General features: G+C 65.3%; 17 protein-coding genes and 1 tRNA gene. 4 read left to right on the top strand and 14 right to left on the bottom strand.

What is annotated here, in order from left to right; translation table 11 throughout:
• Positions 1 to 46: 46 nt before the first annotated feature.
• Entirely contained in the window at positions 47 to 2140 is a 2094-nt protein-coding gene (locus tag LI72_RS17000) for a RelA/SpoT family protein (protein ID WP_033927126.1), read from the top strand.
• A 26-nt stretch (positions 2141 to 2166) separates the two neighbouring features.
• On the opposite strand, the gene LI72_RS16995 is transcribed toward LI72_RS17000, so the two are convergent.
• The 10 genes from LI72_RS16995 to LI72_RS16955 form a co-directional block, all read right to left on the bottom strand.
• On the bottom strand, positions 2167 to 4479 hold the full coding sequence (locus tag LI72_RS16995; protein WP_033927125.1) for an ATP-dependent helicase: 2313 nt from the start codon (positions 4477 to 4479) through the stop codon (positions 2167 to 2169).
• Between the two features lie 73 nt (positions 4480 to 4552).
• Positions 4553 to 5794 carry a DUF2254 domain-containing protein gene (locus LI72_RS16990; RefSeq protein WP_033927124.1) on the bottom strand — a complete coding sequence of 414 codons (1242 nt, stop codon included), beginning with the start codon at positions 5792 to 5794 and terminating at the stop codon, positions 4553 to 4555.
• A 39-nt stretch (positions 5795 to 5833) separates the two neighbouring features.
• Positions 5834 to 8701, bottom strand: a complete 2868-nt coding sequence (locus LI72_RS16985) for a valine--tRNA ligase (RefSeq protein WP_033927123.1) — start codon at positions 8699 to 8701, stop codon at positions 5834 to 5836.
• A gap of 41 nt (positions 8702 to 8742) precedes the next feature.
• On the bottom strand, positions 8743 to 9378 hold the full coding sequence (locus LI72_RS16980) for a zeta toxin family protein (protein ID WP_033927122.1): 636 nt from the start codon (positions 9376 to 9378) through the stop codon (positions 8743 to 8745).
• Entirely contained in the window at positions 9356 to 9568 is a 213-nt protein-coding gene (locus LI72_RS20120) for a hypothetical protein (protein ID WP_156139672.1), read from the bottom strand. The genes LI72_RS16980 and LI72_RS20120 overlap by 23 nt, the downstream gene beginning before the upstream one ends.
• Positions 9569 to 9630: 62 nt before the next feature.
• On the bottom strand, positions 9631 to 11685 hold the full coding sequence (locus tag LI72_RS16975; protein WP_033927121.1) for an alpha/beta hydrolase family protein: 2055 nt from the start codon (positions 11683 to 11685) through the stop codon (positions 9631 to 9633).
• A 63-nt stretch (positions 11686 to 11748) separates the two neighbouring features.
• The gene (locus LI72_RS16970) at positions 11749 to 12828 is read right to left on the bottom strand and encodes a WD40/YVTN/BNR-like repeat-containing protein (protein ID WP_156139671.1); all 1080 of its coding nucleotides are present in this window, start codon (positions 12826 to 12828) and stop codon (positions 11749 to 11751) included.
• A gap of 90 nt (positions 12829 to 12918) precedes the next feature.
• Entirely contained in the window at positions 12919 to 13356 is a 438-nt protein-coding gene (locus LI72_RS16965) for a DUF2497 domain-containing protein (protein ID WP_033927119.1), read from the bottom strand.
• A gap of 39 nt (positions 13357 to 13395) precedes the next feature.
• Positions 13396 to 14850, bottom strand: coding sequence for a TolC family outer membrane protein (locus LI72_RS16960; protein WP_033927118.1), 1455 nt, complete (start codon positions 14848 to 14850; stop codon positions 13396 to 13398).
• 64 nt (positions 14851 to 14914) lie between these two features.
• Positions 14915 to 15586, bottom strand: coding sequence for a protein-L-isoaspartate O-methyltransferase family protein (locus LI72_RS16955; protein WP_052130117.1), 672 nt, complete (start codon positions 15584 to 15586; stop codon positions 14915 to 14917).
• 253 nt (positions 15587 to 15839) lie between these two features.
• Between LI72_RS16955 and LI72_RS16950 the strand changes: the two genes are divergently transcribed.
• From LI72_RS16950 to LI72_RS16940, 3 genes are all read left to right on the top strand, one after another.
• Positions 15840 to 15913, top strand: a tRNA-Cys gene (locus LI72_RS16950).
• Between the two features lie 216 nt (positions 15914 to 16129).
• Positions 16130 to 19288 carry a WD40/YVTN/BNR-like repeat-containing protein gene (locus LI72_RS16945; RefSeq protein ID WP_052130115.1) on the top strand — a complete coding sequence of 1053 codons (3159 nt, stop codon included), beginning with the start codon at positions 16130 to 16132 and terminating at the stop codon, positions 19286 to 19288.
• 95 nt (positions 19289 to 19383) lie between these two features.
• Positions 19384 to 21249, top strand: a complete 1866-nt coding sequence (locus LI72_RS16940) for a TonB-dependent receptor plug domain-containing protein (protein ID WP_231562516.1) — start codon at positions 19384 to 19386, stop codon at positions 21247 to 21249.
• On the opposite strand, the gene LI72_RS16935 is transcribed toward LI72_RS16940, so the two are convergent.
• Genes LI72_RS16935 through LI72_RS16920 form a run of 4 tightly spaced genes read right to left on the bottom strand, consistent with a single transcriptional unit; the run spans position 21246 to position 25033 of the window.
• Positions 21246 to 21773: a PepSY-associated TM helix domain-containing protein gene (locus LI72_RS16935; protein ID WP_033927115.1), complete on the bottom strand. Its 528-nt coding sequence runs from the start codon at positions 21771 to 21773 to the stop codon at positions 21246 to 21248. The two genes, LI72_RS16940 and LI72_RS16935, sit on opposite strands and share 4 nt — an antisense overlap.
• A gap of 53 nt (positions 21774 to 21826) precedes the next feature.
• Positions 21827 to 23077 carry an ABC transporter permease gene (locus tag LI72_RS16930; RefSeq protein ID WP_052130113.1) on the bottom strand — a complete coding sequence of 417 codons (1251 nt, stop codon included), beginning with the start codon at positions 23075 to 23077 and terminating at the stop codon, positions 21827 to 21829.
• Positions 23074 to 23787: an ABC transporter ATP-binding protein gene (locus LI72_RS16925; protein ID WP_033927114.1), complete on the bottom strand. Its 714-nt coding sequence runs from the start codon at positions 23785 to 23787 to the stop codon at positions 23074 to 23076. Before LI72_RS16925 ends, LI72_RS16930 begins: the two co-directional genes overlap by 4 nt.
• On the bottom strand, positions 23768 to 25033 hold the full coding sequence (locus tag LI72_RS16920) for an efflux RND transporter periplasmic adaptor subunit (protein WP_052130111.1): 1266 nt from the start codon (positions 25031 to 25033) through the stop codon (positions 23768 to 23770). The genes LI72_RS16925 and LI72_RS16920 overlap by 20 nt, the downstream gene beginning before the upstream one ends.
• Positions 25034 to 25278: the final 245 nt, after the last annotated feature.

Genomic DNA, 25278 nt, shown 5'->3' with positions numbered 1-25278 from the left:
GCGCTTTTTCTGTTGCTTTTGAGCGCAAAGCACCGACATTCAGCTTGTGCTGAGACAATATGAACTGGTCGAACGGGTCAAGGATTACGACCCCGATGCTGATGAGGCGCTGATCAACCGCGCCTATGTGTTTTCCGTGCAGAAGCATGGCAGCCAGAAGCGCGCGAGCGGCGACCCGTATTTCAGCCATCCCATCGAGGTCGCAGGTCTGATGACCGACCTGAAGATGGATGTCGAAACCATCATCACCGCCTTGCTGCACGACACCGTCGAGGACACGCTGACCACGATCGAGGAGATCGAGCGGATGTTCGGCCCCAAGGTGGCGCAGATGGTCGACGGTGTCACCAAGCTGTCCAAGATCGAGGCGCAGACCGAAAGCGAACGCGCCGCGGAGAACCTGCGCAAGTTCCTGCTGGCGATGTCCAACGACCTGCGCGTGCTGCTGGTCAAGCTCGCCGACCGGCTGCACAACATGCGCACGCTCCATTTCATCTCCAACCCGGTCAAGCGCAAGCGCATCGCGCGCGAGACGATGGACATTTTCGCGCCGCTGGCCGAGCGCGTCGGCATGTATGAATACATGCGCGAGATGCAGATGCTGGCGTTCCGCGAGCTGGAGCCGGAGGCCTATGCGACCATCGTCGGGCGGCTGGACCAGATCAAGGCAAGCGACGAGAACCAGGTCGATTCGATCGCGGATTCGCTGAAGAGCGAGCTTGCGACGCACGGGTTGGAAGCCGAGATCAGCGGCCGCGAAAAACACCCCTATTCGATCTGGCGCAAGATGGCCGAACGCCATGTGTCGTTCGAGCAGATGACCGACATCATCGCGTTTCGCGTGATCGTCGACAGCATCGAGGATTGCTATGCCGCGCTGGGGCATATCCACCGCAAGTGGAAGATGATCCCCGGCCGGTTCAAGGATTACATCTCCACGCCGAAGCGCAACGGCTATCGCTCGCTCCACACTGCGATCATCCATGGCCGCTCGATGCGGGTGGAGATCCAGATCCGCACGCACGAGATGCACCGGCAGAGCGAGTTCGGGCTGGCAGCGCACTGGGCCTACAAGCAGGGTGGCACCCGGCCCGACGGCCAGGCGGGATGGATCCGTGACCTCATCGAGATTCTCGACACCGCGCAGGATGCCGACGAGCTGCTCGAGCACACCCGCATGGCGATGTATCAGGACCGCATCTTCGCCTTCACCCCCAAGGGCGCGCTGCACCAGCTGCCCAAGGGCGCGACGGCGGTCGACTTTGCCTATGCGGTGCACACCAACCTGGGCAACAAGGCGGTGGGCGTGCTGATCAACGGACGCAACGTGCCGCTGCGCACCCCGCTCGCCAACGGCGACATTGTCGAAATCCTGAAATCCGAAGGGCAGGAGCCGCAGACCAGCTGGCTGGCCTTTGTCACCACCGGCAAGGCGCGCGCCGCGATCCGCCGCTATGTCCGCGACAAGGAGCGCGAGGAAACCGCCGCGATGGGCCGGGTGATCTTCGACGAGATTGCAGGACGCCTGCCGGTCAAGATCGGCAAGAAGGCGCTGAAACAGGCGATCGAGCGGCTGGATATCGCCGACGAGACCGATCTGATGATCGCCATCGGCAAGAACCAGATCACCGATGTCGCGCTGATGGACGCGCTCGTCCCCGGCAGCAGCACCGATCAGGCGGCATTGCGCGAGTTTCCGCGCCAGGACCGGGCGATCTCGATCCGCGGGCTGACCCCTGGCGTCGCCTTCCAGCTTGCCGATTGCTGCCACCCGGTGCCGGGCGACCGCATCGTCGGGCTGCGCCGCCAGGGCGAGAATATCGAAGTGCACACCATCGACTGCCTCAATCTGGTGAGCGGCGTCGATGCCGACTGGATCGACCTGTCATGGGATGGCGATTCGGAAGGCGCGACCGCGCGCATCCGCGCGATCCTCTACAACCGCCCCGGCACCCTGGCCGACATGGCGGGCATCTTCAGCCACCACAAGGCGAACATCGTCAACCTCAAGCTGACCAACCGCGACCAGCCGTTCCACACCTATGAATCCGATCTGGAGGTGCACGATGTCGCGCACCTGATGCAGATCATCATGGCGCTGCGCGCGTCGGAATCGGTGGCGCGAGTCGAGCGGATCTGAAGTCGTCGCTCCACGTCGGATAAGCCTCACGCAAGGGTGATGAAGCTGTCGATCACCCGCTTGCGGCCCGAATTCTCGAAGTCGATCTCCAGCTTGTTGCCTTCCTTCTGCGCGACCAGGCCATAGCCGAACTTCTGGTGGAAGACGCGGGTGCCGATATCGACATCGCTGCGCCCGGCATTGCCCATGCTGATCGCGCTGGTCCGCGCTTCGGCGACGCGTTGCGGCGTGGTGTTGAACCCGCCCGGGACCTGTGCCGCGCGCTGCCAGCCGGGGCCGCGCCGCGCCGCGCGCTCGGGATCGCGCGCCAGATGCGCAAACGGATCATCGCGCTCGGACAGGCCCGCCCGCCACAGCGAGGCACCACCGGTGAGCGAACTTTCCTCTTCGATATGCTCTGCCGGCAGTTCGCCGATGAAGCGAGACGGGATCGAGCTCGTCCACTGGCCGTAGATGCGCCGGTTGGCCGCGTGCATGATCGTGCAGCTGGCGCGTGCGCGGGTGATCGCGACATAGGCAAGCCGGCGCTCTTCCTCGAGGCTCGCCAGCCCGCCCTCGTCGAGCGAACGCTGCGAGGGGAACACCCCCTCCTCCCATCCGGCGAGGAAGACATGCTCGAACTCGAGCCCCTTGGCGCCGTGGATGGTCATCATCGTGACCTTGGCCTCGTCGGCGCTCGCCTCGTTGTCCATCACCAGGCTGACATGCTCGAGGAAATCGCCGAGGCTTTCGTATTCCTCCATCGCGCGCGCGAGTTCGGAAAGGTTCTCGAGCCGTCCCGAGGCCTCGACCGACTTTTCCGCCTGAAGCACGTGGGTATAGCCCGATTCATCCATGATCTGCCGCACGAGGTCCGCCGGGTTCATCGTGGTCAGAAGGTCACGCCACCGGGCGATGCCGCGCATCAGCCCGGTGAGCGCGGTGCGTGCACGCGCGGGCAGCTCATCGCTGTCGAGAATCTGGAACGCTGCGGCCGAGAGCGGCAGGCCGGTGGCGCGCGCGACGCGGTGCACCTTCTCCAGCGCCTTGTCGCCGAGGCCCCGCTTGGGGGTGTTGAAGATCCGCTCGAACGCCAGATCGTCCGCCGGCTGGTTGACGACGCGCAGATACGCCAGCGCATCGCGGATTTCGGCGCGCTCGTAGAAGCGGAAACCGCCGACGATGCGGTACGGCATGCCGATCGCGATGAACCGGTCCTCGAACTCGCGGGTCTGGAACGAGGCCCGCACCAGAATGGCGGTCTTGTCGAGACTGGTGCCCTCGCGCGTGATCCGCTCGAGCTCCTCGCCGATCCGCCGCGCCTCTTCGGGGCCGTCCCACACGCCCAGCACGCGGACCTTCTGTCCCGCATCGACCTCGGTCCAGAGCGTCTTGCCAAGGCGATCGCTGTTCGATGCGATCAGGCCCGATGCGGCGCCCAGAATGTGCGGGGTCGATCTGTAGTTCTGTTCGAGCCGGATGATCCGCGCGCCGGGAAAATCCTTCTCGAATCGCAGGATGTTCGCGACCTCCGCGCCGCGCCACGAATAGATCGACTGGTCGTCATCGCCGACGCAGCAGATGTTCTTGCGCGCCTGGGCGAGCAGCCGCAGCCACAGATACTGGCTCGAATTGGTGTCCTGATACTCGTCGACCAGGATGTACTTGAACCGCTGCTGATACTGTTCGAGCACCGCACGGTCGGTCTTGAGCAAAGTCAGCATGTGCAGCAGCAGATCGCCGAAATCGCAGGCGTTGAGCGCCTTCAGCCGGTCCTGATAGGCGGTGTAGAGCTCCTGCCCCCGCCCGTTGGCATACAGCTCGCTTTCGGCAGCGTCCAATTCGGGCGGATTGAGCCCCTTGTTCTTCCAGCGGTCGATACAGCCGGCGAGCTGGCGCGCGGGCCAGCGCTTGTCGTCGATATCGGCGGCCTGGATCAGCTGCTTGAGCAGCCGCAGCTGGTCGTCGGTGTCGATGATCGTGAAATTGCTCTGCAGCCCGACCAGCTCGGCATGGCGGCGCAGCATCTTCGCGCCGATCGAGTGGAAGGTGCCCAACCAGAGCATGCCCTCGACCGCATCGCCGATGATCCGCCCGACGCGCTCGCGCATCTCGCGCGCGGCCTTGTTGGTGAAGGTGACCGCGAGGATTTCGGACGGCCAGGCGCGCCGCGTCGCGATCAGATGCGCCAGCCGCGCGGTCAACGCCGCGGTCTTGCCGGTCCCTGCCCCTGCCAGCACCAGCACCGGACCTTCGGACGACAGCACCGCCTCGCGCTGCGGGGTGTTCAGCCCTTGCAGATAAGCGGGGTCACTGGCCGATGGCGGCGGGAATTCGGTAAGGGGGGCGAGCGTGTTCACCACGAACGTTTAGGGAACGAGGGCCGCCGGGGCAAGGGGTGAGGTGGAGCGACCCCACCCACCGCGTTTTCCATCAATTCAGGACAAACTTCTCCAGCATCTCGACATCTGCAGGCAACGCCAGCCCCGTCTTTGCGCGCGCGAACGCCTCGTGCGACATCGCGCGCGCCGCCGCGCCGAACAGCACGGGATCATGCGCCGCGAGCGACGCCAGCGCCTTTTGCAACCGGATCTGCACCTCGAGCTGCCCCGCCCCATCGCGTGCGATCCAGCGGAACGCGTCCACCACCATGTCCTCGACGCGGACCTGCGGCACGTGCAGCCGGGGGCAGGTCACGCGCGCCGCGGTCTCGCTGGCCGCGCTGCTCCACCCGGCGAGCACGCGCAGCGACGTGCCGAGCACATCGATCGCGGTCCCCGGATCATTGACCCCGGGCGACAGCGCCTTCGACGCGGTTTCGGACAGCACGATCAGGCAATAGCGGGGATCAGCCTCGAACGTGCGATCGCCGCCGATCACGAACGCCTGACGCACCGAGCGCGCGCTATCCTCGTCGAGCGGCTTCGATGTCCTGAGCAGCACGGTGGTCGAATCGACATAGGTTCCGGGGCGCACGGCCAGATAGACATCGACGTCCTGCTCGGCGCAGATCGTCGCGAACAGCGCGTCGTCGATCGCCTGGACAAAACCGAACCGCTCGGCGCGCAGCGGCACGCCATCGTCAGGCAGCGTAGTCAGCTCCACCCCGCCAAGCAGCGGCCGCCTGGCAAGCTCGGCAAAGGCCTTGTCGGCCGCATCCTCCAGCAGGTCGACCACCTCGGAGACATCGCCCAGATTGCTCAGCCGTCCGATCCAGCGGATCAGCGCATAGATGACCGAGACGATCACCAGGCACGTCGTGAGGAACAATATGACCCGCGCTGGCGCGCCGTAATAATTGGTCGACAGCCCGACGGTGCCGACAATCGCGAAGATGAAGCCGCCGATGAACACCGAGATCGCGTTCTGCGCGGTGCGATCCTGCATCAGCAGCGGCCGCGCGCGCGGCGTGGCAGCCGACGCGGCGGCCTGCAGCGACGAGACCATGATGCCCAGGGAGAAGATCGCGACCGCGAGCAGCGTGTTGGCGAGCACGCCGAGCAGGTCGTCGACGCCGTCGAGCCCGATCAGCTTGTTGAACTCGTCGGGCAGCAGCACCGCGGCTGCCGGCGCGAGCAGCAGAACCGTGACCGCCAGCACCGCATAAGCCGCAGGCGTGAACCACAAGGACCGCACCATCCGCCGGGCGAGCAGCCGCGCATAGGACAGGCTCATGACGGCCGCTCCCCGCCGAGCAGGCGCAGCGGTGGACGCTTACCCAAGCCGCGCCAGAGCCGCCGACAGCCGCTCCGCCTCGGCGGATTTCTCCGCATGATCGGCGCGCGCCTTTTCGACGGCTTCGGGCTTGGCTTTCTCGACAAACGCGGGATTGGACAGGCGACCTTCGAGCGACTTGGCTTCCTTCGAGACGGCTTCCAGCGCCTTGGCGAGCCGCGCCTTTTCGGCGGCGATGTCGATGATGCCTTCAAGCGGCAGCACGAACGTCGCCTCGTTGACCACGATCTGCAGGTTGGCGCCTTCGGGAGCGGACTCTTCCAGCGAGGCAAAGTCGATTCGTGCCAGCCTCTGCGCGCCGCTCCAAAAGCCGTTGATCCAGACCTGGGTCTGGTCATTGGCGTCCTGAACAAACGCCCTGAGCCGTGCGCCGGGCGCGATGCCGAGTTCGTTCTTGGCTGAGCGGATTTCGCGAACCAGCGCGATGCGCCATTCGGTCTCCGCCTTGGCGTCGGCATCGACGTTCGCTTCCGGCGCGGGCCAAGCTGCGAGGATCAGATCACCCGACCGGTCGCCAAGCGCGTGCCACAGCTCTTCGGTGATGAAGGGCATGAACGGGTGCAGCATCACCAGGATCTGGTCGAGCACCCATCCAGCGACCGCGCGGGTTTCCGCGGCTTCGCCCGCATTGCCCTCGGCGGAGAGGACCGGCTTGATCAGCTCCAGATACCAGTCGCAGAACTGATCCCAGACGAAGTGATAGATCGCGTTCGCCGCCGCATCGAAGCGCAGGTCCGCCAGCGCCTTGTCGAGCGCCGCGACGGTGTCCACGACTTCGCCGATGATCCAGCGGTTGACCGCCAGCGTCGCCTCAGGCGCGGCAACCGATGCACTCGCGCCGATGCCATTTGCCTGGCAGAAGCGCGAGGCGTTCCACAGCTTGGTGGCGAAGTTGCGATAGCCCTCGACCCGGCGCTCATCCATCTTGATGTCGCGGCCCTGGCTTTCCATCGCCGCCATGAAGAATCGCAGCGCGTCCGCGCCATATTGATCGATCAGGCCCAAAGGATCGACGGTATTGCCCTTGGACTTGGACATCTTCGCGCCATCGGCGGCGCGGACGAGGCCGTGCAGATACAGCTGCTTCCAGGGCGCTGCGCCCATGAAATGCGTCCCCATCATCGCCATCCGCGCATCCCAGAAGAACAGGATGTCGAAGCCCGAGATCAGCAGGTCGTTGGGATAATGCTTGGCGAGAAGCGAACCTCTCCCCTCCCGCAGGCGGGAGGGGTCGCCAAGCGGCTCTTGCCGATTGGCGGGGGTGGGCATGGCAGCCGGTGACGTCTCAGGCCCACCCCGGTTCAGCAATGCTGAACCTGCCCCTCCCGCAAGCGGGAGGGGAGAGGGCATTTCCGCATCCGGCCAACCCAGCGTCGCGAACGGCCAGAGCGCGGACGAGAACCAGGTGTCGAGCACGTCGGCATCACGTTCCAGCGTGACGCTCTCGCCTGCGAGCGCCTGCGCTTCTGCCTCGGTCTCGGCGACATAGCATTGGCCGTCAGACCCATACCAGGCCGGGATCCGGTGCCCCCACCACAATTGCCGCGACACGCACCACGGCTGGATATTGTCCATCCAGTGGAAGAACGTCTTCTCCCAGCTCTTGGGAACGATCTCGATCACGCCGGTCTTCACCGCCTCGATCGCGGGCTGCGCGAGTGTCTTGGCATCGACATACCATTGGTCGGTCAGCCAGGGTTCAATCACCACGCCGCCACGGTCGCCATAAGGCGTCTGGATGGTGCGCGGTTCGGCGTCGTGTTCGACGGTCTCGCCATCCTTGGTGGTGACGACATGCGGGACGAGACGGCCCAGCGCCTTCATCTGCTCGACGACTTGGCGACGCGCATCGAAACGGTCGACGCCGACGAACTCGGGCGGGATCAGACCATCGGCGGTCTGCACCACCTTCGCCTCGGCATCGAACATGTTGAGCATGTCCGCCGCCGCAATCCCGGCGCTGCGGCCAACCTCGAAGTCGTTGAAATCATGGCCGGGCGTGATCTTCACCGCGCCCGACCCCAGCTCGGGATCGGCATGGTCGTCAGCGACGATGGGGATGCGCCGTCCGGTGATCGGCAGCTCGACGAACTTGCCGATGACGCTGGCATAGCGCGGGTCGGCCCCGTTCACCGCGACCGCCATATCGGCAAGCATCGTCTCGGGCCGGGTGGTGGCGACCACGATATGGTCGCGGCCGTCGTCCAGCGTCACGCCGTCTGCCAGCGGATAGCGGAAGTGCCAGAAACTGCCCTGAACCTCGCGGGTTTCCACCTCGAGATCGCTGATCGCGGTCTTGAGCTTGGGGTCCCAGTTGACCAGCCGCTTGTCGCGATAGATCAGGCCCTGGTTGTACAGGTCGACGAACACCTTGAGCACCGCCTTGCTGAAATGCGGGTCCATCGTGAACTGCTCGCGCGACCAGTCCATCGAGCAACCCAGGCGGCGCAGCTGGCGGGTGATCTGCCCGCCGCTTTCTTCCTTCCACTCCCAGACCTTCTTGACGAAGTCCTCGCGGCTGTAATTGGTGCGCTTGTCCTGCTTGGCTTCAAGCTGGCGCTCGACCACCATCTGCGTCGCGATGCCGGCATGGTCGGTGCCGACCACCCACAAGGCATCCTTGCCGCGCAGCCGCTCGTAGCGGATCATGATGTCCTGCAGCGTGTTGTCGAGCGCATGCCCGATGTGCAGACTGCCCGTCACGTTTGGCGGCGGGTTGACGATAGTATAGGGCGCAGCATCGGGCCGCTCGGGGCGAAACGCGTTCGTCTCCTCCCAATGCGGATACCATTTGGCCTCGATCGCAGACGGATCGAATGTCTTCGGAAGTTCGGTCTTGTCGGTCATGGGCAGGCCATTAGCGGCAAACCGCTCTATATTCCAAGAGTTCAGTTGCGAGACATATCCAGCACCGGGATACCTGCAGCCTCAATGATCGGCGATAAATCGACAGGCAGCTTGCGCAATTTCGTCAAAGCGCCCGACGTTTTGGCTGCGGCAAGATCGGGCTCTCCGCCGGAGTTATCGAAGATATACAGGTCGTCCAGCTTCTCGTAGAATTTCGCCAGCATTTCGAAAGAGCGCTGACGCCTTGCAGCAATCTTGTCGCGCGGAACATCATGTCCGCCAGTTTGGACCCGGATAGCGACACGCTCGTACTGCGCCTCTACCGTATCCAGCACGACATAAAGCATGCGGACAATGAACCCCTTGGCGTGCGCCAGATCGACCAGCCGCAGATATTTGGGCGAAGACAGGACGGTCTCGACGCCGATGGTCTGGTAGGTGTTGATCGAGGCTTCCAACCAGGATTCGATCCGCTGAACAGCGGCGAGGTTGGCTAAGTCGATAGCCGAGCCTTCCTGCTCGACAATCTTGGCCGTCAGCAGGTCAGGGTTGATGATCCAGACCGAACCACCCCAGCCTTCGATATCGGTGCGATTGTAAAGCGAACTTTTGCCGCTGCCATTCGGCCCGGCTACTATCCACAGAACCGGACGGTCAGGCTTCCGGGGTGTCTTCACGCGCGCGCGCCTGAGCCTTTTGATCAGCCTTTATTCGCCGAACATTCGACCGGAACGCGGCAAGCAAGTCATAAGGCAGGCTGGGGCTTTCTGCTTGCACGACCTTCATCCGCACCTTGCTGCCATCGGGTGCAGTGACGGTCTTCGTTGGCAGATCGCTGGGGCGCACTCTCGGAGGCTGGCTGGCCATCATGTGACTCCTTAAGCAATCAAACTAGGCGGCCTAGCGACCGATGCCAAGCCCAACCGAGACTATTTAGCACCCTTCAGATGCCGCCCCAGCCAGTCGAACACGTTGCGATGCCATTGCACGGAGTTCTGCGCCTTCAACACCCAGTGGTTCTCGTCCGGGAAGATCAGCAGCTTCGATTCGATCCCCTGGCGCTGCAGCGCGGTGAACGCGGCGAGCGATTGCGAATAGGGGATGCGGAAGTCCTTTTCGCCATGGATCACCAACGTCGGCGTCTTCCAAGCGGTGACATGGTTGACCGGGTTCCACTTCTCCGCATCTTGGCGCTGCCACCACGGGCCGCCATGGTCCCATTCGTCGAACCACAGTTCCTCGGTCTCGAACGCCATCGCGCGCAGATCGAACACGCCCGCGTGCGTCACCAGGCACTTGAAGCCGTCGGGCCACTGACCTGCGATCCAGTTCATCATGTAACCGCCATAGCTGCCGCCGAGCGCGCAGGCGTTGCTGGTGTCGAGCGCGGCATCGATGCCGGGCAGCGCCGCCATGCCGAGCTTGAGGTCCTCGAGCGGCTTGCCGCCCCAGTCCTTGTTGATGCTGTCGGTGAATGCCTGCCCGTATCCGGTCGAGCCGTGGAAATCGATGGTGACCGCAGCATAGCCCTGCGCGGCCATCACCGCCGGGTTCCAGCGATAGGACCAGCTGTTGTTGAAGCTGCCCTGCGGCCCGCCATGCACCAGCAGAGCGACGGGAAGCTTCCCCTTGGCGCCCTGAGGCTTGACGATCTGGCCGTGGACGAGATCGCCATTCGCGCCCTGGAAGCTGAACTTTTCGTACTGCACCGGATCGAGCGCTGCGAGCTTGTCGGCATTGACGTTGGTCAGGCGGCGGGTCTGGCCGTTCTTCTCCATCAGCACCAGATCATCGGGCGCGGCGATCGAGTTGATCGTGTAGAGCATGGCGCCACCGGCGAGCGGAACGACATTGTTCACATTGCCACGCTCGGTCAGCCGGGTAACTTTGCCGCTGGGCACATCGATGCGGAACACGGGATGCTCAAGCACATCCTGCGCGGTCACCAGCAGGCTCTTCGAGTCCGCAGTCCAGGCCAGCGATCCTGCCGAGCGATCCCAGCCCTCGGTGAGCTTGGTCACCTGGCCGGTCTTCATGTCGCGCAGATGCACGACCATGCGATCGGCCTCATAGCTCGGGCGCGCCATCGCCGCCCAGGCCAGCCAGCGGCCATCAGGCGAGGCGGCAGGCAGCGAATCGGTCGCCTGGTTGGCCACTGTCAGGTTCACCGCCGCTGCACCTTCGGCGAGCGGCTGCCAGACGATATCGAGATTGGTCGATCGCGGCTCGTCGCCATCGGACTTGCGGATGGCAAAGGCGATGGCGCTGCTGTCCGCGGCCCAGGCGATTTCCTCACCGCCGCCGAACGGCTTGCTGGGTGCATCGCCCTCGATCAAACCGCTGATGCTGCGGGCGGGGCCGGCGACCTTGCCGTCGGTGCCCAAGGCATAGGCATAGATCCGCGAATAGGTGCCGGGCTCGCGCCAGCTGTCCCAGTGGCGAACGAACAGCCGGTCGTATTCGCGGCCCGTGCCCTGCGACTTGGCCTTGGCGGGGCAGGCATCGAGCGTGCAGCCTTCGGCCAGATCGGCCCAGACCGCGATGCTGTTGCCATCGGGCGAAAGGCTGAACCCGCTGATGTCGGTTGCCGCCATCGTCACCTGCATCGGCTCGCCCGTCGGCAGCGCGACGCGCCAGACCTGGGTGCTGCCCGAGCGGTTGGAGAGGAAGAACAGATGCTGGCCATCGCGCGCGAACACCGGCGCGCTTTCATTGTGCCCCGGCGAATCGGCGATCGCGATCGGCTGCGCGTCCTTGCGCGCGATATCGAGCAGATAAAGCCCGGTGCTGCGCTTGTTTGCCGCCAGATCGGTGCTGGTCAGCTGATACGCCACCCATTTGCCATCGGATGAGGCGGCGGGCGCACCGAGCCGGTTGAACGTCGCCAGATCGCTCTCGGTCATCGGCCGTGCGGCGGCGGGTGCGGTGAAGAGGAGGGGCGAGAGCGCGCTGGCCAGCAGCGCGGCGATGACGGTGGTTCTCATGGTTTCAGCTGTTACCAGCAAGCCGTGCGGCGCGCAAAGCCCTTGGCGCACCGTGCGCGCGGTTCAGCCGATCGTCAGGCGCTGGACCTCGGTGCCAATCGCGAACACATGGCGGCGCCGGCCATCGGCGACCATGCGGAACTTGTTGGCGGCGCGCGCGATCGGCACAGGCGCAAAGGTCTTGCCGCCGTCGCGCGTTTCGAACCCGCCCGCCATAGTGCCCACCCAGCCGCGCGCCTCGTCGACAAAGCCGATGCCGAACTGGCGTGCCTTGGCATTTTCCACCATCGGCAGCTCGGTCCAGCTTCTCCCGCCATCGGTCGTCTTGACGATCAGCTGCTGCGCGCGCGTCTCGTCATAGCTCTGCACCGTGGCATAGCCGACGGTGGCGCTGACGAACGAGGCCTTCCAGATCAGCTCCGCTGCCCGGCCGGAGCGATAGACGGGGGTCCAGCTGTCGCCGCCGTCGGTGGTGCGCAGGATCAGCCCTTCGGTGGTCGCAGGGTCGCGGCCGGTGGACGCGAACACGAGGCCGGTCTGTTCGTCGAAGAAGCGGATATCGAGGATCATGCCGGCATGCGCGGTCATGTCGATCACCTGCCAGCTGTGGCCACCATCGGTCGAGCGCAGCAGCCCTGCGGGACCGCCAACCCGGCCCGCTGCGTGCACCACGACGCGCGGCTGCAACTGCCCCTGATAGATGCGCCGCACGGTGAGGACATCGATCGCGCACACGCCCGCAATCGTCTTGTCGCCAAGGTCGGCGGGGGTCCAGCTCACCCCGCCATCATCGGTGCGGTAGAGCGGCACGGTATCGGCGACGCCGGGGTAGTAATCGGTGCCGACGTTGCCGATGAATCCGGTCTGCGCATCAGAAAAGCCCAGCGCGCGGATGAAGGTCCCGGGCTTGCTGGCGACCTTTGTCCAGCTTGCGCCACCGTCGGTGGTGCGGAACAGATCGCCCTTGCCGGTACCGTACCAGCCGTGCTGTGCATCGACAAAGACGATGTCATCGCGCTTGCCGGGATAGACCTCGGTCCGCAGCGTTTCCCATTGTGGTTCCGCTGGCGCCATGCCGATCAGCGGCGCAGCAACCATGGCCGCCCCTGCTGCCACGAATTCCCGGCGATTTGGCCCGGACATTCCATCCTCCCTCAGCGTGTCGCCGCGATCCGCACCGCCCGCATGGCAGCGACGAATGGACCAGGACCGCCGCGGGCGGGCGAGTCCCGATCAGCCGTGGCGGCCGGTGATCCGCCCGATTTCCTTGGCCACCAGAGCCTCGACCATGTCGGGCAGGTTCTTGTCGAGCCAGTCGGCCAGCATCGGGCGCAGCATCTCGCGCACCATGCCCTCGAGCGAGGTCTCGCCAGAGCGGACGATCTGCGGGCTGACGCCAGGCTCGGTGAGCGTTGCGAGCACCGCCAGCGATTCGCGCATCGAGCGTTCGCCCGCGCGGCTGACCAGCGGCGTTTCGTCCTGATAGGCGGGCGCTTCAGGCTCGACGCTCTCGGTGAGTTCCAGAATATCGTCGGCAGGTTTTTCCTGACGCAGCGGGGCGGACGAGCGCGCAGGCGGCGCGCGGCGCGGCTTGCGGCCATCCTCGGCGATCACTTTCTTGATAGACGCCAGGATTTCCTCAAGACTGGGCTCGCCAATGTCGCGTGTCATTCCCGTTTGCCCCTGATCCGATTCGAGCCCGTGCCCGCGTTACTGGTTGGGCGGGCCGATCAGTGCGGCATTTTGCGCCGGGCTGTCAACGGTGCGCGTCGATTGGGCGACCGGGTTCGGTTGCGAATCCCAGTCGTTGATCTTGTCGCGCACCCGCTCGTAGTTGAGCTCGGGATCGTACAGCAGGCCGCCGTCCAGGCCCAGGTCGCGCGCCTCGGCGCGGCCCATCGCGGCCAGCAGCGTGAAGCCTGCAACATAGGCATTGCGCCGCGCGGTCACCAACTGCACCTGAGCGTTCAGCAACTCGCGTTCGGCATCGAGGATGTCGAGGATGGTGCGATTGCCGACGCTGTTTTCGGCGCGCACGCCTTCCAGCGCCAGAGTGTTGGCCTCGACCGCCTTTTGCGACGAATCGATCACCTGCATCGAGGCGTTGAAGCTGGCATAGGCGGCGCGGACCTGCGCGATGATGCTGCGCTCGACCGCGATTTCCTGCTCCATCGCCTGGCCGGATACCGCCTGCGCCCGCCGGATCTGTGCGCCGGGGCGACCGCCCTGATAGACCGGCACGGTCAGCTGCACGCCGGCGGCAGCACTCGACTGCTGCTGGACGAAATTGCCCTGGATCAGCGCGCTGCCCAGGGTGCCGAGGAAGTTCTGATAGTTGCCCTGGCTGAACAGGCTGACCTGCGGCATGCGCGTGCCCCGCGCCGACCGGACGTCGAAATCAGCGGCCTTCACGCGCTCGCGCGCCGCTTCCAGATCGGGGTTGCTGTCGAGCGCGGTTGCCACCGCGACATCGGGTGCAGCGGGCAGGTTGGGCAGCGGCGGCGGCGGCTCGAGCGTGCCCGGCGCCTGACCGACCAGCTGAATATAGGTTTCCTTGCTGCGGATGAGGTTCGCCTCGGCCGTCTGCAGATCGGTCCGCGCGATTGCCAGCCGCGCTTCGGACTGGGCGACATCGGTGCGGGTCAGGTCACCGATCTCGAACCGGTCGGACGATGCCTGCAGGTTGACGTCGAGCACTTCGACATTCTGGCGCTGCAGGCCGACAATCGCCTCATCGCGAATCACGTCCATGTACGCCGCGACGACATTGCTGAACACCGTGGCTTCGGTGCCGCGCAGATCGGCCTGGCCAGCCTCGACCCGGACCTTCGAAGCGTTGATGGCATTGCGCACGCTGCCGCCGGAATAGATCGGCACCGTCAGGTTGATGGTGCCGCTGACCGACCGGTCGGGGGCGGTGAACGCGTTCGCCGGGTTGAGGAAGTTCTCCGAATATTGCGCCTGGACCTGGGAGCTGGGGCGGCCATCGGCCAGCGCAATCGGCACACCCTCGTCGGTCGCGCGCTGCTGGGCGCGCGCGGCGTTGAGCGTGGGGTTGGTCTGATAGGCGGCGATCAGCGCGTCGCGCAGCGTTTCCGCGTGCAACGGCGCACTCCCCAAAACCAGCGCCGCACCACAACCGGCCATCCAAAGCGAAGTCTTCATCAATCCGGTTCTCATCCTGTCCATCACCGATGTCGGCAGCAGTGCCGGCACCCGCAGTGGTGCGTCAGAAGCTATAGCTCTTGGGCCGGGCGAAGGCCGCGAGCGGGGCAATGTCGGTATCGGCGAACGGCACCAGGGCAAAGGCCTGACCCTGCCGCCGCCCCATGGCCAGCCGCGCCACACCCGAATCGTTCAATCCGGTCAGCAGACGTCCGCCATCGGCCAGCTGCGCCACGATCGCCTCGGGCACCTGCTCGGCTCCGCCATCGATGATAACAAGGTCATACGGCGCACCTGCGGCATGGCCCTGTGCCAGCGCCGATTCGACGATGGTGACATTGGCGACACCCGCGAGGTTGCCCTGCGCCAGTTCGACCAAGGCACGATCCTCTTCGACAGCGACCACATGCGCCACAATCCCGGCGAGCAGCGCCGCGACATAGCCGGTGCCTGCGCCGATCAGCAGGACCTTGTCGGTGCTCGACAGTTCGGCGCGTGTCAGCAGCAGGCCGGTCGACAGGGCGGGGTTCAGCACCCGGCCATTGGCGAACGGAACCGCACGGTCGATATAGGCGATCGCGCGCTGGCCTGTGGGCACGAAATCCTCGCGCGGGGTGACGGCCATCGCGGCAATCACCACGGGGTCGCTGACATCGGTGGGACGCAGCTGGCTTTCGATCATGTGCCTGCGAGCAGCGGCAAAATCTGGCGGAGCAAGAGTGTGTGTATCGGTCATGTTCAAGCGCCCTAGAATATGCAGGCAGCGATGCAAGCCCAAACGGAGCCTCAAGGCCCCGAGTTGATAGCCAGCCGGTTGCAAAACGCAATCGATATTGCTGCCGTTTTGGTTATGGCACGGCTGTATTATCATGGCAATACAGCATTTGCGCCATTATGACATCGTTCGCACGCACCGGCTGCGGGGCCTTGCCGCTTGAGGCTTGACTTTCACCCCAAAGCCGCACAATGCCGCCGTCTTCCACACCAGCGGCCCGATGGCGGAGTGGTTACGCAGAGGACTGCAAATCCTTGCACGCCGGTTCGATTCCGGCTCGGGCCTCCAGGTTTTTTCCCCCGACACCCCCTGACCGGCGCGGCAGCCGCCCGGTTGGCGCGATGCGGGCCCCATATTCCGCAACGCTGTGACTTCGCTTGATTTTCTGCAAGCGGGGCGTGATGATGACGTCCACAATGTCGGGCGCGGCCAGGCGCTGATTCAGGGATAATGGGGAAAACTATGAAGCGTGCGCCACGGCTGATCGGGCTTGCCTGCTGTTTGATGAGCGGCCACGCCGTCGTGGCGCAGGACGCCAACGAGCTGAAGACCGCTGAAGAGGCCAAGGACGCCCCGCTTCCCGAGGGGGAAGAGGCCTATTTCACATCGCTGACGTGGCGCAATATCGGCCCCGATCGCGGTGGCCGCTCGATCTCTGCCACCGGCAGCGCATCGCGCCCGAACGAATATTATTTCACGGCCGTGGGCGGCGGCCTGTGGAAGACCACTGACAGTGGCATCAGCTGGAAGCCGATGACCGACGGAAAGATCGATACCGGCGCCGTCGGCGGCGTCGCAGTGTGCGAGGCCAATCCGGACATCGTCTATCTGACCACCGGCGAAACCCAGCTGCGCGGCAACATCCTGCCCGGCAACGGCGTGTGGAAGTCGGTCGACGCCGCCAAGACCTGGACCAAGATCGGCCTCGCCGATGTGCAGAATTTCGCGCGGGTGCGGATCGATCCCAAGGATTGCGACACCGCCTATGTCGCGGGCTTCGGCCATTATGGCGAACCCAATGCCGAGCGGGGTGTGTTCAAGACCTCCGATGGCGGCAAGACGTGGCGCAAGGTGCTGTTCCGCAACGCGCAGACCGGCGCGGTCGACATCTCGATCGATCCGAAGAACCCGCGCACGCTCTATGCGGCGCTGTGGGAAGCCTGGCGCAAGCCCTGGGGGATGAGCTCGGGGGGAGCGGGCAGCGGCCTGTTCCGCAGCACCGACGGCGGCGAAAGCTGGAACGAGATCACCCGCGCGCCGGGCATGCCCAAGACCGGGCTGATCGGCAAGATCGGGGTCAGCGTCTCGCCCGTCGATGCATCGCGTGTCTATGCGATGATCGAACATGCCGAGGAAGGCGGGCTGTATGTCTCGGACGATGCCGGTGCCAGCTGGCGGCGGGCCAATGACAGCGGCGATCTGCGCCAGCGCTCTTTCTATTATTCGCGCGTGCTCGCCGATCCTGTGGTCAAGGACCGGGTCTATGTGATGAACGTCGAGTTCTTCCGCTCGGACGACGCCGGCAAGACGCTGACCAAGATCAAGACCCCGCATTCGGACAATCACGACCTGTGGATCGATCCTGCCAACAACCAGCGGATGATCGAGGCCAATGACGGCGGTGCCAATGTCAGCGTCAATGGCGGAGAGAGCTGGACGCGGCAGAATTTTGCGACCGCGCAGATGTACCGCGTGTCGATCAGCAAGCACTTCCCCTATTTCGTTTGCGGCGGTCAGCAGGACAATTCGACCATCTGCGTGCCCTCGCGCGACTGGAAGCATGTCAACGCGCTGGGCGGCGGCCAATATGGCTTTGCCGCGGGCGGCGGCGAGAGCGGCTATGTCACCAACGACCCGCTCAATCCCGAAATCTTCTACGCGGGCAGCTATGGCGGCACGCTCGATCGCTATGACCGGGCCACCGGCCAGGCGCGCGCGATCAATGTGCTGCCCGACAACCCGATGGGCTATTCGGCCAGCGAGGTTGCCGAGCGCTTCCAATGGACCTTCCCGATCGTGTTCGATCCGCACGATCCCAGGAGCCTGTACGTCACCTCGCAGCATGTCTGGCGCAGCCGCAACGAGGGACAGAGCTGGGAGAGGATCAGCCCCGACCTGACCCTGACCGATCCCAAGACGCTGGGCCCCTCGGGCGGTCCGATCACCCGCGACCAGACCGGGGTGGAAACCTATTCCACGGTCTTCGCGCTCGCCCCGTCGCGCCGCGAGCGCGGGCTGATCTGGGCGGGCTCGGACGATGGCCTGGTCCACCTCACCCGCGATGGCGGCGCAAACTGGAGCAACGTCACGACCAAGCGGCTGCCTGCCTATCTCAAGATCACCACGATCGAGGATTCACCGCATGCCGATGGCACCGCGTATCTCACCGGCCACCGGCACCTGCTCGGCGACTTTGCACCTTATGTGATGAAGACGACCGATTACGGCCGCAGCTGGACCGCGATTTCGACCGGCATTCCCGCCGACGAAATGGCACGCAGCATCCGCGAGGACCCCAAGCGTGCCGGATTGCTGTATCTGGGCACCGAACGCGGCGTGTGGGTCTCGTTCAATGCCGGCAAGAGCTGGAGCAAGCTGCAGCGCAACCTGCCCGCCGTCCAGGTGTCCGATCTGGCGGTCACCGACAACGATCTGGTGATCGCGACGCACGGCCGCTCTTTCTGGGTGCTCGACAATATCGGCGTGCTGCGCCAGCTGGGCAGCGGTGCCGATCGCAGCGAGCGGCTGTTCGCGCCCGCGCCTGCCGTCCGCGAAGTCGACGAGGGCGTCGCGATCGACTATTTCCTGCCCGCGCGTCCCCAAGCGCTTGCGCTCGATATCCTGGGCCCCGACGGCGCGTTGATCCAGAGCTTCGCCGGCAACCCTGTCGATCCCAAGAAGGACGATGACAAGAAGAAGGCAGACGAGGACGACGATGATCCGTCCAAGCACCGCCCCGTTCCGACCACGACGATGAAGCCCGGCCTCAACCGCTTCGTGTGGAAGATGCGCCATCCCGGCTTTACCGATTTCCCTGGCATGATCCTGTGGACCAGCCGCAACAACGGCATCACCGCGGTTCCGGGCCAGTATCAGGCGCGGCTGACCGTCGACGGCCAGGTCTTCACCCAGCCGTTCGAGATCCGGTCCGACCCGCGGCTGACCGGCGTCACTCAGGCCGATCTTGCCGCGCGATTCGCCTTTGCCAGCCAGGTGAGCAAGCGCGTCAGCGAGGCCAACGAGGCGGTGCTGCTGATCCGCGGGGTCAAGGAACAGACCGCTGCGGCCGCTGCCAATCCTGCCGCCGATGCCAGGGTGCGCGCCACGCTCACCGCGTTCGACACCAAGCTGAGCGCGATCGAGGGACAGCTGTATCAGGTGCGCAACCGCTCGCGTCAGGATCCGCTCAACTATCCGATCATGCTCAACGACAAGCTCGCAGGGCTGATCGGCGTGGCCGAAAGCGCCGAGGCGCGTCCGACCGACCAGAGCCTGGCGGTGTTCGCCACCCTGTCCGGCCAGCTCGATACGCAGCTGGCGGCGCTCGAATCGGCGCTGACCGACAGCCTGCCCAAGCTGAATGCCGGGCTTGCGGCAGCGGGAATCGCCGAGATCGTGCGTCGTCCGCTCAAGGTTCCGCCACCGGCCCCTGCTGCCGAGTGATACCAGGGGCGCAGGCGACTCCCTTCGCGCTGACTGGCGTCGCGCTGGCTTGCACCGCGCTGGCCAGCCCTGCGTTGGCAGCCGAGCGCAGGCCCGTGCCGATTACGGTGACCGCGCCGGCGGCACCGGACCGGGTGCTGCCGCCGCAGGAAATCATCGTGGCCGATTCGCTGGTCGACCGCCAGCCGCGCAGCCTGGCCGATGTGCTGCGCGGCCTGGCCGGCGTCACCGTGCGCGCCAATTCGCGCGGCGAGACTGTCGCGCGGATCCGCGGCGCGGAAGAACGCCAGACGCAGGTGTTTCTCGATGGTGCCCCGCTGGGCGTGCCATGGGACGGACGGGTGGACCTGGGTCTGCTGCCGGCCGGCCTGCTGGGCGAAGTGCGGGTGATCAAGGGTACCGCGCCGATCGAATATGGGGCCAATGCCGTCGCGGGTGTGGTCGATTTCCAGACTCGGCAGAGCGCGCAAGGCAGCTTTGCGCAGCTCGAAGCCGGCAGCCTGGGATCGGGAAGCGGCTCGCTGGTGCTGGCCGAACGGCTGGGCGGCATCGAGGCGACGCTGGCGGTCGGCGGGATCACCCGCGATGCCGAACCGCTGGCCGGCCCCCTGCCCTTCAGCCAGGCGCCGGGTAACCGGCGCACCAACAGCGACCTCAATGCTGGCAGCGTGTTCGGCGCGATCGGGGCCAGCATGGGCGACCTGCGCGTGCGAGCCTCGCTGCTGCATCTCGCCGCCGAACGCGGCATTGCTCCCGAATCCGATCGCCCGGCTGAAGCCGGTGCGCGCTTCTGGCGCTATCCCGACATCGCACTGACCCAGGCCACGCTGAACGCCGCGCTGACGCTGGGAGAGGATGCCGAACTGCGCGCGACGGGGTGGCGGCAGGTGTTCAGCCAGACGATCGCGCAGTATCGCAGCGTCGATTATGCCGCCTTGCGCGGCGTGCAGGACGATGCCGACAAGACCCTCGGCACACGGCTGGTGCTGGCCCATCGCGCCGGGCCGTTGCAGCTGCGCTGGGCGGCATCGGCGCAGTCGAGCACGCACCGGCAGCTGGAGACCGACTTTCCGTCTGGGACGGCTGGCCCGGCGCTCAGCTATCGACAGAATCTCTATAGGCTGGGGGTCGAGGCCGACGCGCCCTTGGCCCCGGGGCTGCGTGCGACCCTGGGCGCCGCCTATGACGCAGCGGATACGCCGCTGACCGGCGACAAGCCAGCACAGCCCTCGCGCGGGGCCGGTGCGGCGTCGGCAGCGCTCGGCATCGACATAAGCGCTTCCTCGGTGCTGACGCTGAGCGGCGGGCGGCGCACCCGCTTTGCCAGCGCGCGCGAACTGTTCGGCGAGGCGCTGGGCCGCTTTGCGATCAATCCCGATCTGCGTCCCGAACAGGCCTGGCTCGCAGATGCCGAGTGGCGCTGGGCGCGCCCGGGCTTTGCGCTGGTGCTCAATCCGTTCTTCATCCGCTCGCGCGATACGCTGGCGCAGCGCGTGCTGCCCGACGGCCGCCGCCAGCGTTTCAACCTTCCGGGTGCGACCAGCTTCGGGATAGACGCGCGGATCGCGCACGACCTTTCCGACACGCTGCGCGTCGAGCTATCGGGAACGTGGCTGCGCGCGCGCGCCGATGCGGCCAGCGCAGGCGTCCGGCAGCTGCCGCAACGGCCATCGTTCGAGACGCTCGCCGTGCTCGACTGGAATGTGCCGGGCAAGTTCGATCTGCGCGCCGAGCTGCGCGGGGTGGGCCAGGCGATCGATCTGGATGCGGCGGGCCGATCGGTGAAGCTTCCCGCTGCGGCCGAACTGGCGGCACGTGCCGCGGTGCCTGTGGCACAGCTGGGATCGCATCAGCTGCTGCTGACATTCGCCATCGACAATCTCACCGATGCGCAGATCTTTCCGCAGGCAGGGTTGCCGCTACCGGGGCGTGTCTGGCGGCTGGGTCTGCGGTTCGACTAGGACGATCCGGCAAGCGCCTTGGCGCGGCGCTTGCGCCGTTTCACCAGCATCGGCTTGACGAACATATAGGCCCCGGTGCCCCACAGCACGAGCAACGCGATCCCGGTCGGCAGCGACAGCAGATATTTGCCCCAATCGCCCAGCACGCTGAAATCGTGGAGCGTCTCTACGAAATCGGACGTGCGATAGCCGGTCTGGAGCACCTCGAGCGAGTGCAGATCGACCTGATATTCGGTGCGATCGTTGAGGATCAGCTTGGCGATTCCATCACCGGGGCGCACATCGATCCGATCCACATCTTGCCAGCGCAATGCACTGCGTCCGGGCTCGGCGGTCACCGCCGCGAGCAACCGATCGAGCCGGGTCGCAGGCAGGCCCGGGCTGGTCCCCTCAGCCGTCGGCGGCTGCAGGGCATCGAATTCCTTCTTCACCGACAGCAGCACGCCGGTGACCGCCACCATCGCCACGGTGAACAGGGTAAAGGCCGTGAGCCAGTAATGGATCAGGCGCAATGTGCGGCCCATCAGCAATCTCTCCAGGACAGGGCGATACCGGCAGCTTCGGTAGCGATCACGGACTATTCGCTGCGCAGCGCCTCGATCGGCGACAGGCGCGAGGCGCGAATGGCAGGGTAACCGCCGAATACCAGCCCGATCACGGCGGAAAAGGCAATGGCCAGCAGCGCGGTATCCCAGCCGATCGGTGCCGGAAAGTCGGCCACCTGCTGGAAGACCGCGGCCGCGACCATCGCCAGGGTCAGACCGATCGCCCCGCCGATGATGCACAGCACCGCCGCCTCGACCAGGAACTGGTTGCGAATATCGCGCCGCTTGGCCCCCAACGCCATGCGCAAGCCGATTTCGCGGGTCCGCTCGGTGACGCTGACCAGCATGATGTTCATGATGCCGATGCCGCCGACCAGCAGCGAGATCGAGGCGATGGCCACCAGCACCGCCTGGAAGATCTGCGTCACCTCCCCCGATGTCTCGGCAATCTCCTTGGTGGTGCGCACGGTAAAGGGCGTGATCTTGCCCTTCGATACCCGGTAGCGCGCGCGCAGCAGGGTCTTGATCTCGCGGTCGCCGGCGATCAGCGACTCCTCGTCTTCGAAGCCGACGAACAGCAAGGTCACATCATCGGGGCCCTGCGCGGTCGTGGTCGACAGCCGCTGGCGCAATGTCGAGATTGGCATCACGATCTGGTCGTCATTGTCGTTGCCCAGATTGCTGCCCTTGCTTTCGAGCAGGCCGATCACGGTGAACGGCACGCGGTTGATGCGCACCGTCTCGCCGATCGGGTTGATGTCGATGAACAGCTTGTCGGCGACCGTCTGGCCGATCACCACCACCCGGGTGGCAGCACCGACGTCGCTCTTGGTTAGGAAGCGGCCATCGGCGGTGTCGAGATTGGAAATGCTGGCAAAGGATTCGGTCGAACCGATCGCCTGGGTCGAGGCACTTCGGCCGCCGGTGACCATCTGCACGCTGGTGCGGATCTGCGGCGCGACCGCGATGACCCCGGGCACCTCGCGGGCGATAGCCTTGCCATCGCGTTCGGTCAGCCGCCCGCGGTCGCCGGGCCGGGGCGGGCCATTGGCGCGTTCGGGCTCGGGCACCACGATCGCCATGTTCGAGCCCAGGGTGGCGATCTGCTGCGTCACCGAAACCTGCGCACCATTGCCCACCGCGACGGCCAGGATCACCGAAAACACCCCGATCATCACGCCCAAAGTGGTCAGGATCGAGCGCAGCAGATTGGTGCGCAGCGCGGTGACCGCGATGGCGACGTTGACGCCCCATCCGGCGATGCCGCTCAGCAGATCGCTCATGCGACCACGGCCCGCCGGCGCGACTGCACCGGCGCATCCTCGATCACCTTGCCATCGCGAAACACGATGCGGCGTTCGGCATATTCGGCAATATCAGGCTCGTGGGTGACGATGACCAGGGTGATGCCATCGTCGTTGAGCTTCTGGAAGATACCCATGATGTCGAGCGAGGTCTGCGTATCAAGCGCGCCGGTCGGCTCGTCCGCCAGCAGGATCAGCGGATCGGTGACCAGTGCGCGGGCAATGGCGACACGCTGCTGCTGGCCGCCGGACAGCTTGGCCGGGGTGTTCTGCATTCGATTGGCCAGGCCCATCGCCTCGAGCTTGGCCTGGGCCTGCTCGCGCCGCTCGGCCGCGCGCACGCCGGCATAGATCAGCGGCACCGCCACATTGTCGAGCGCGCTGGTGCGGGCGAGCAGGTTGAACTGCTGGAAGACAAAGCCGATCTTGCGGTTGCGGATGTCCGCCAGCGCATCGCTGTCCAGCGTCTTGGTGTCGATGCCGTCGAGCAGCAACGTGCCCGAGGTCGGGACGTCGAGGCAGCCGATCATGTTCATGAAGGTGGACTTGCCCGAACCGCTCGCTCCCATGATCGCGACGAACTCGCCGCGCTGGATGCTCAAGGATACACGGTTGACGGCGTGCACCAGCTCGCCACCGATCACATAATTCTTGACCAGATCATGCGTTTCAAGAAGCGGCGCTGTCATCGTCTTCCGTGTCTTCGGTCTCTGCCTTGGGCTTGAGCGATTTGGTGCGGACCAGAACCGTATCCCCGGCTTTGATGCCCGACAGGATCTCGGTATATTCATCCCCCTGCAGGCCGATCCGTACCTGCTTGCGGACCGGCTTATAGGGGTCCGTGCCCGCGACATACAGGGTCTGGCGGGGCGCCTGCTGCTTGCCCGGCGCATCCTTGGGTGCCTCTTCCCGGTCCGCGACCTTCGGGCGGAAACGCAGCGCGTTGGTGGGCACGCGCAGCACATTGGGCTTCGCGCCGGTGATGATCTCGACATTGGCGGTCATGCCGGGCAGCAGCTTTCCGTCGAGATTGTCGACATCGATGATCACCAGATAGCTGACGACATTCTGCGTTTCGACCGGCGCCTTGCGGACCTGGCGCACCTTGGCGCGAAACACGTCGTCGGGATAGCTGTCGACCGTGAAGCGGACGTCCTGGCCTTCGTTGATCTGGCCGATATCGGCCTCGTCGACCGATGCCTCGACCTGCATCTTGGTGGTGTCTGCGGCGATTTCGAACAGGTTGGGCGTCTGGAAGCTGGCAGCGACCGTGGTCCCCGGTTCGACCAGCTTGTCGATGATAACCCCGCTCGCTGGCGCGATGATCACCGTGCGGTTGAGGTCCAGCCGCGCCGACGACAGTTCGGCGGTGGCCTGGCGGATCTGCGCGTTGCCGCTCTGCGTTTGCGCCAGCGCGACATCCAGCGCGTTGCGCGCGCTGTTCAGCCGGGTCTGGGCGGTATCGAGATTGGCCTTGGAGACGAAACCGCGCTCTGCCAGCGCGCGCTGCCGGGCAAAGTCGCGCTCCTGGATTTCCAGCTCGGACCGTGCCCGCGCGACATTGGCCGCGGTCTGCTGCAACCCGGCGCGCGCCAGCGCCACCTGCGCCTCGGTCTGCTGCACCCGGGCGCGCACCCGCGTCGGGTCGATCTCGGCGAGAATCTGTCCCGCCGTCACCGGCGAATTGAAATCGACATAGACCTTGGTGACCTGGCCCGACACTTCGGTGCCGACCTTGATCGTGTTGAGCGCGCGTACCTTGCCGCTGGCCGAAACGACCCGGACCACCTCGCCGCGCGCGGCGGTTTCCCCCATGTATTCATAGTCATGCGGAACAGGGCGGACGATGCGATAGACGACAAAAAGCACGACAAGGGCGATCAAAGCCGACCACAGCTTGTGGCGTTTCACCCAGGAACCCAATTTCGTCAGCATAAAGAGCCGCCCCACCTCCGACGTGTGTCGCCATGCTATATTGATCGGTTCGCAGGATAGCTAGCAGCTATGTGGTTGATTGGAGAAACAAACCCTTGAGTCCCACCATCGACGCCAGAACTGCAATGATTGATAAAAGGTCGCAATAGCGCTTTCTTTAGGAGACCGGCGATTGACGTTGCTGATGACCGCGACAGGGGTTTTTCTATCGCCGCAATACTGCGTTTCTCAGGATTTTTTGATTA

This window comes from Sphingomonas sp. 35-24ZXX (assembly GCF_000786215.1).
GTDB lineage: Bacteria > Pseudomonadota > Alphaproteobacteria > Sphingomonadales > Sphingomonadaceae > Blastomonas.
Note: the sequence above shows the minus strand (reverse complement) of the source record. Positions and strands in the feature narration are given on the sequence as shown.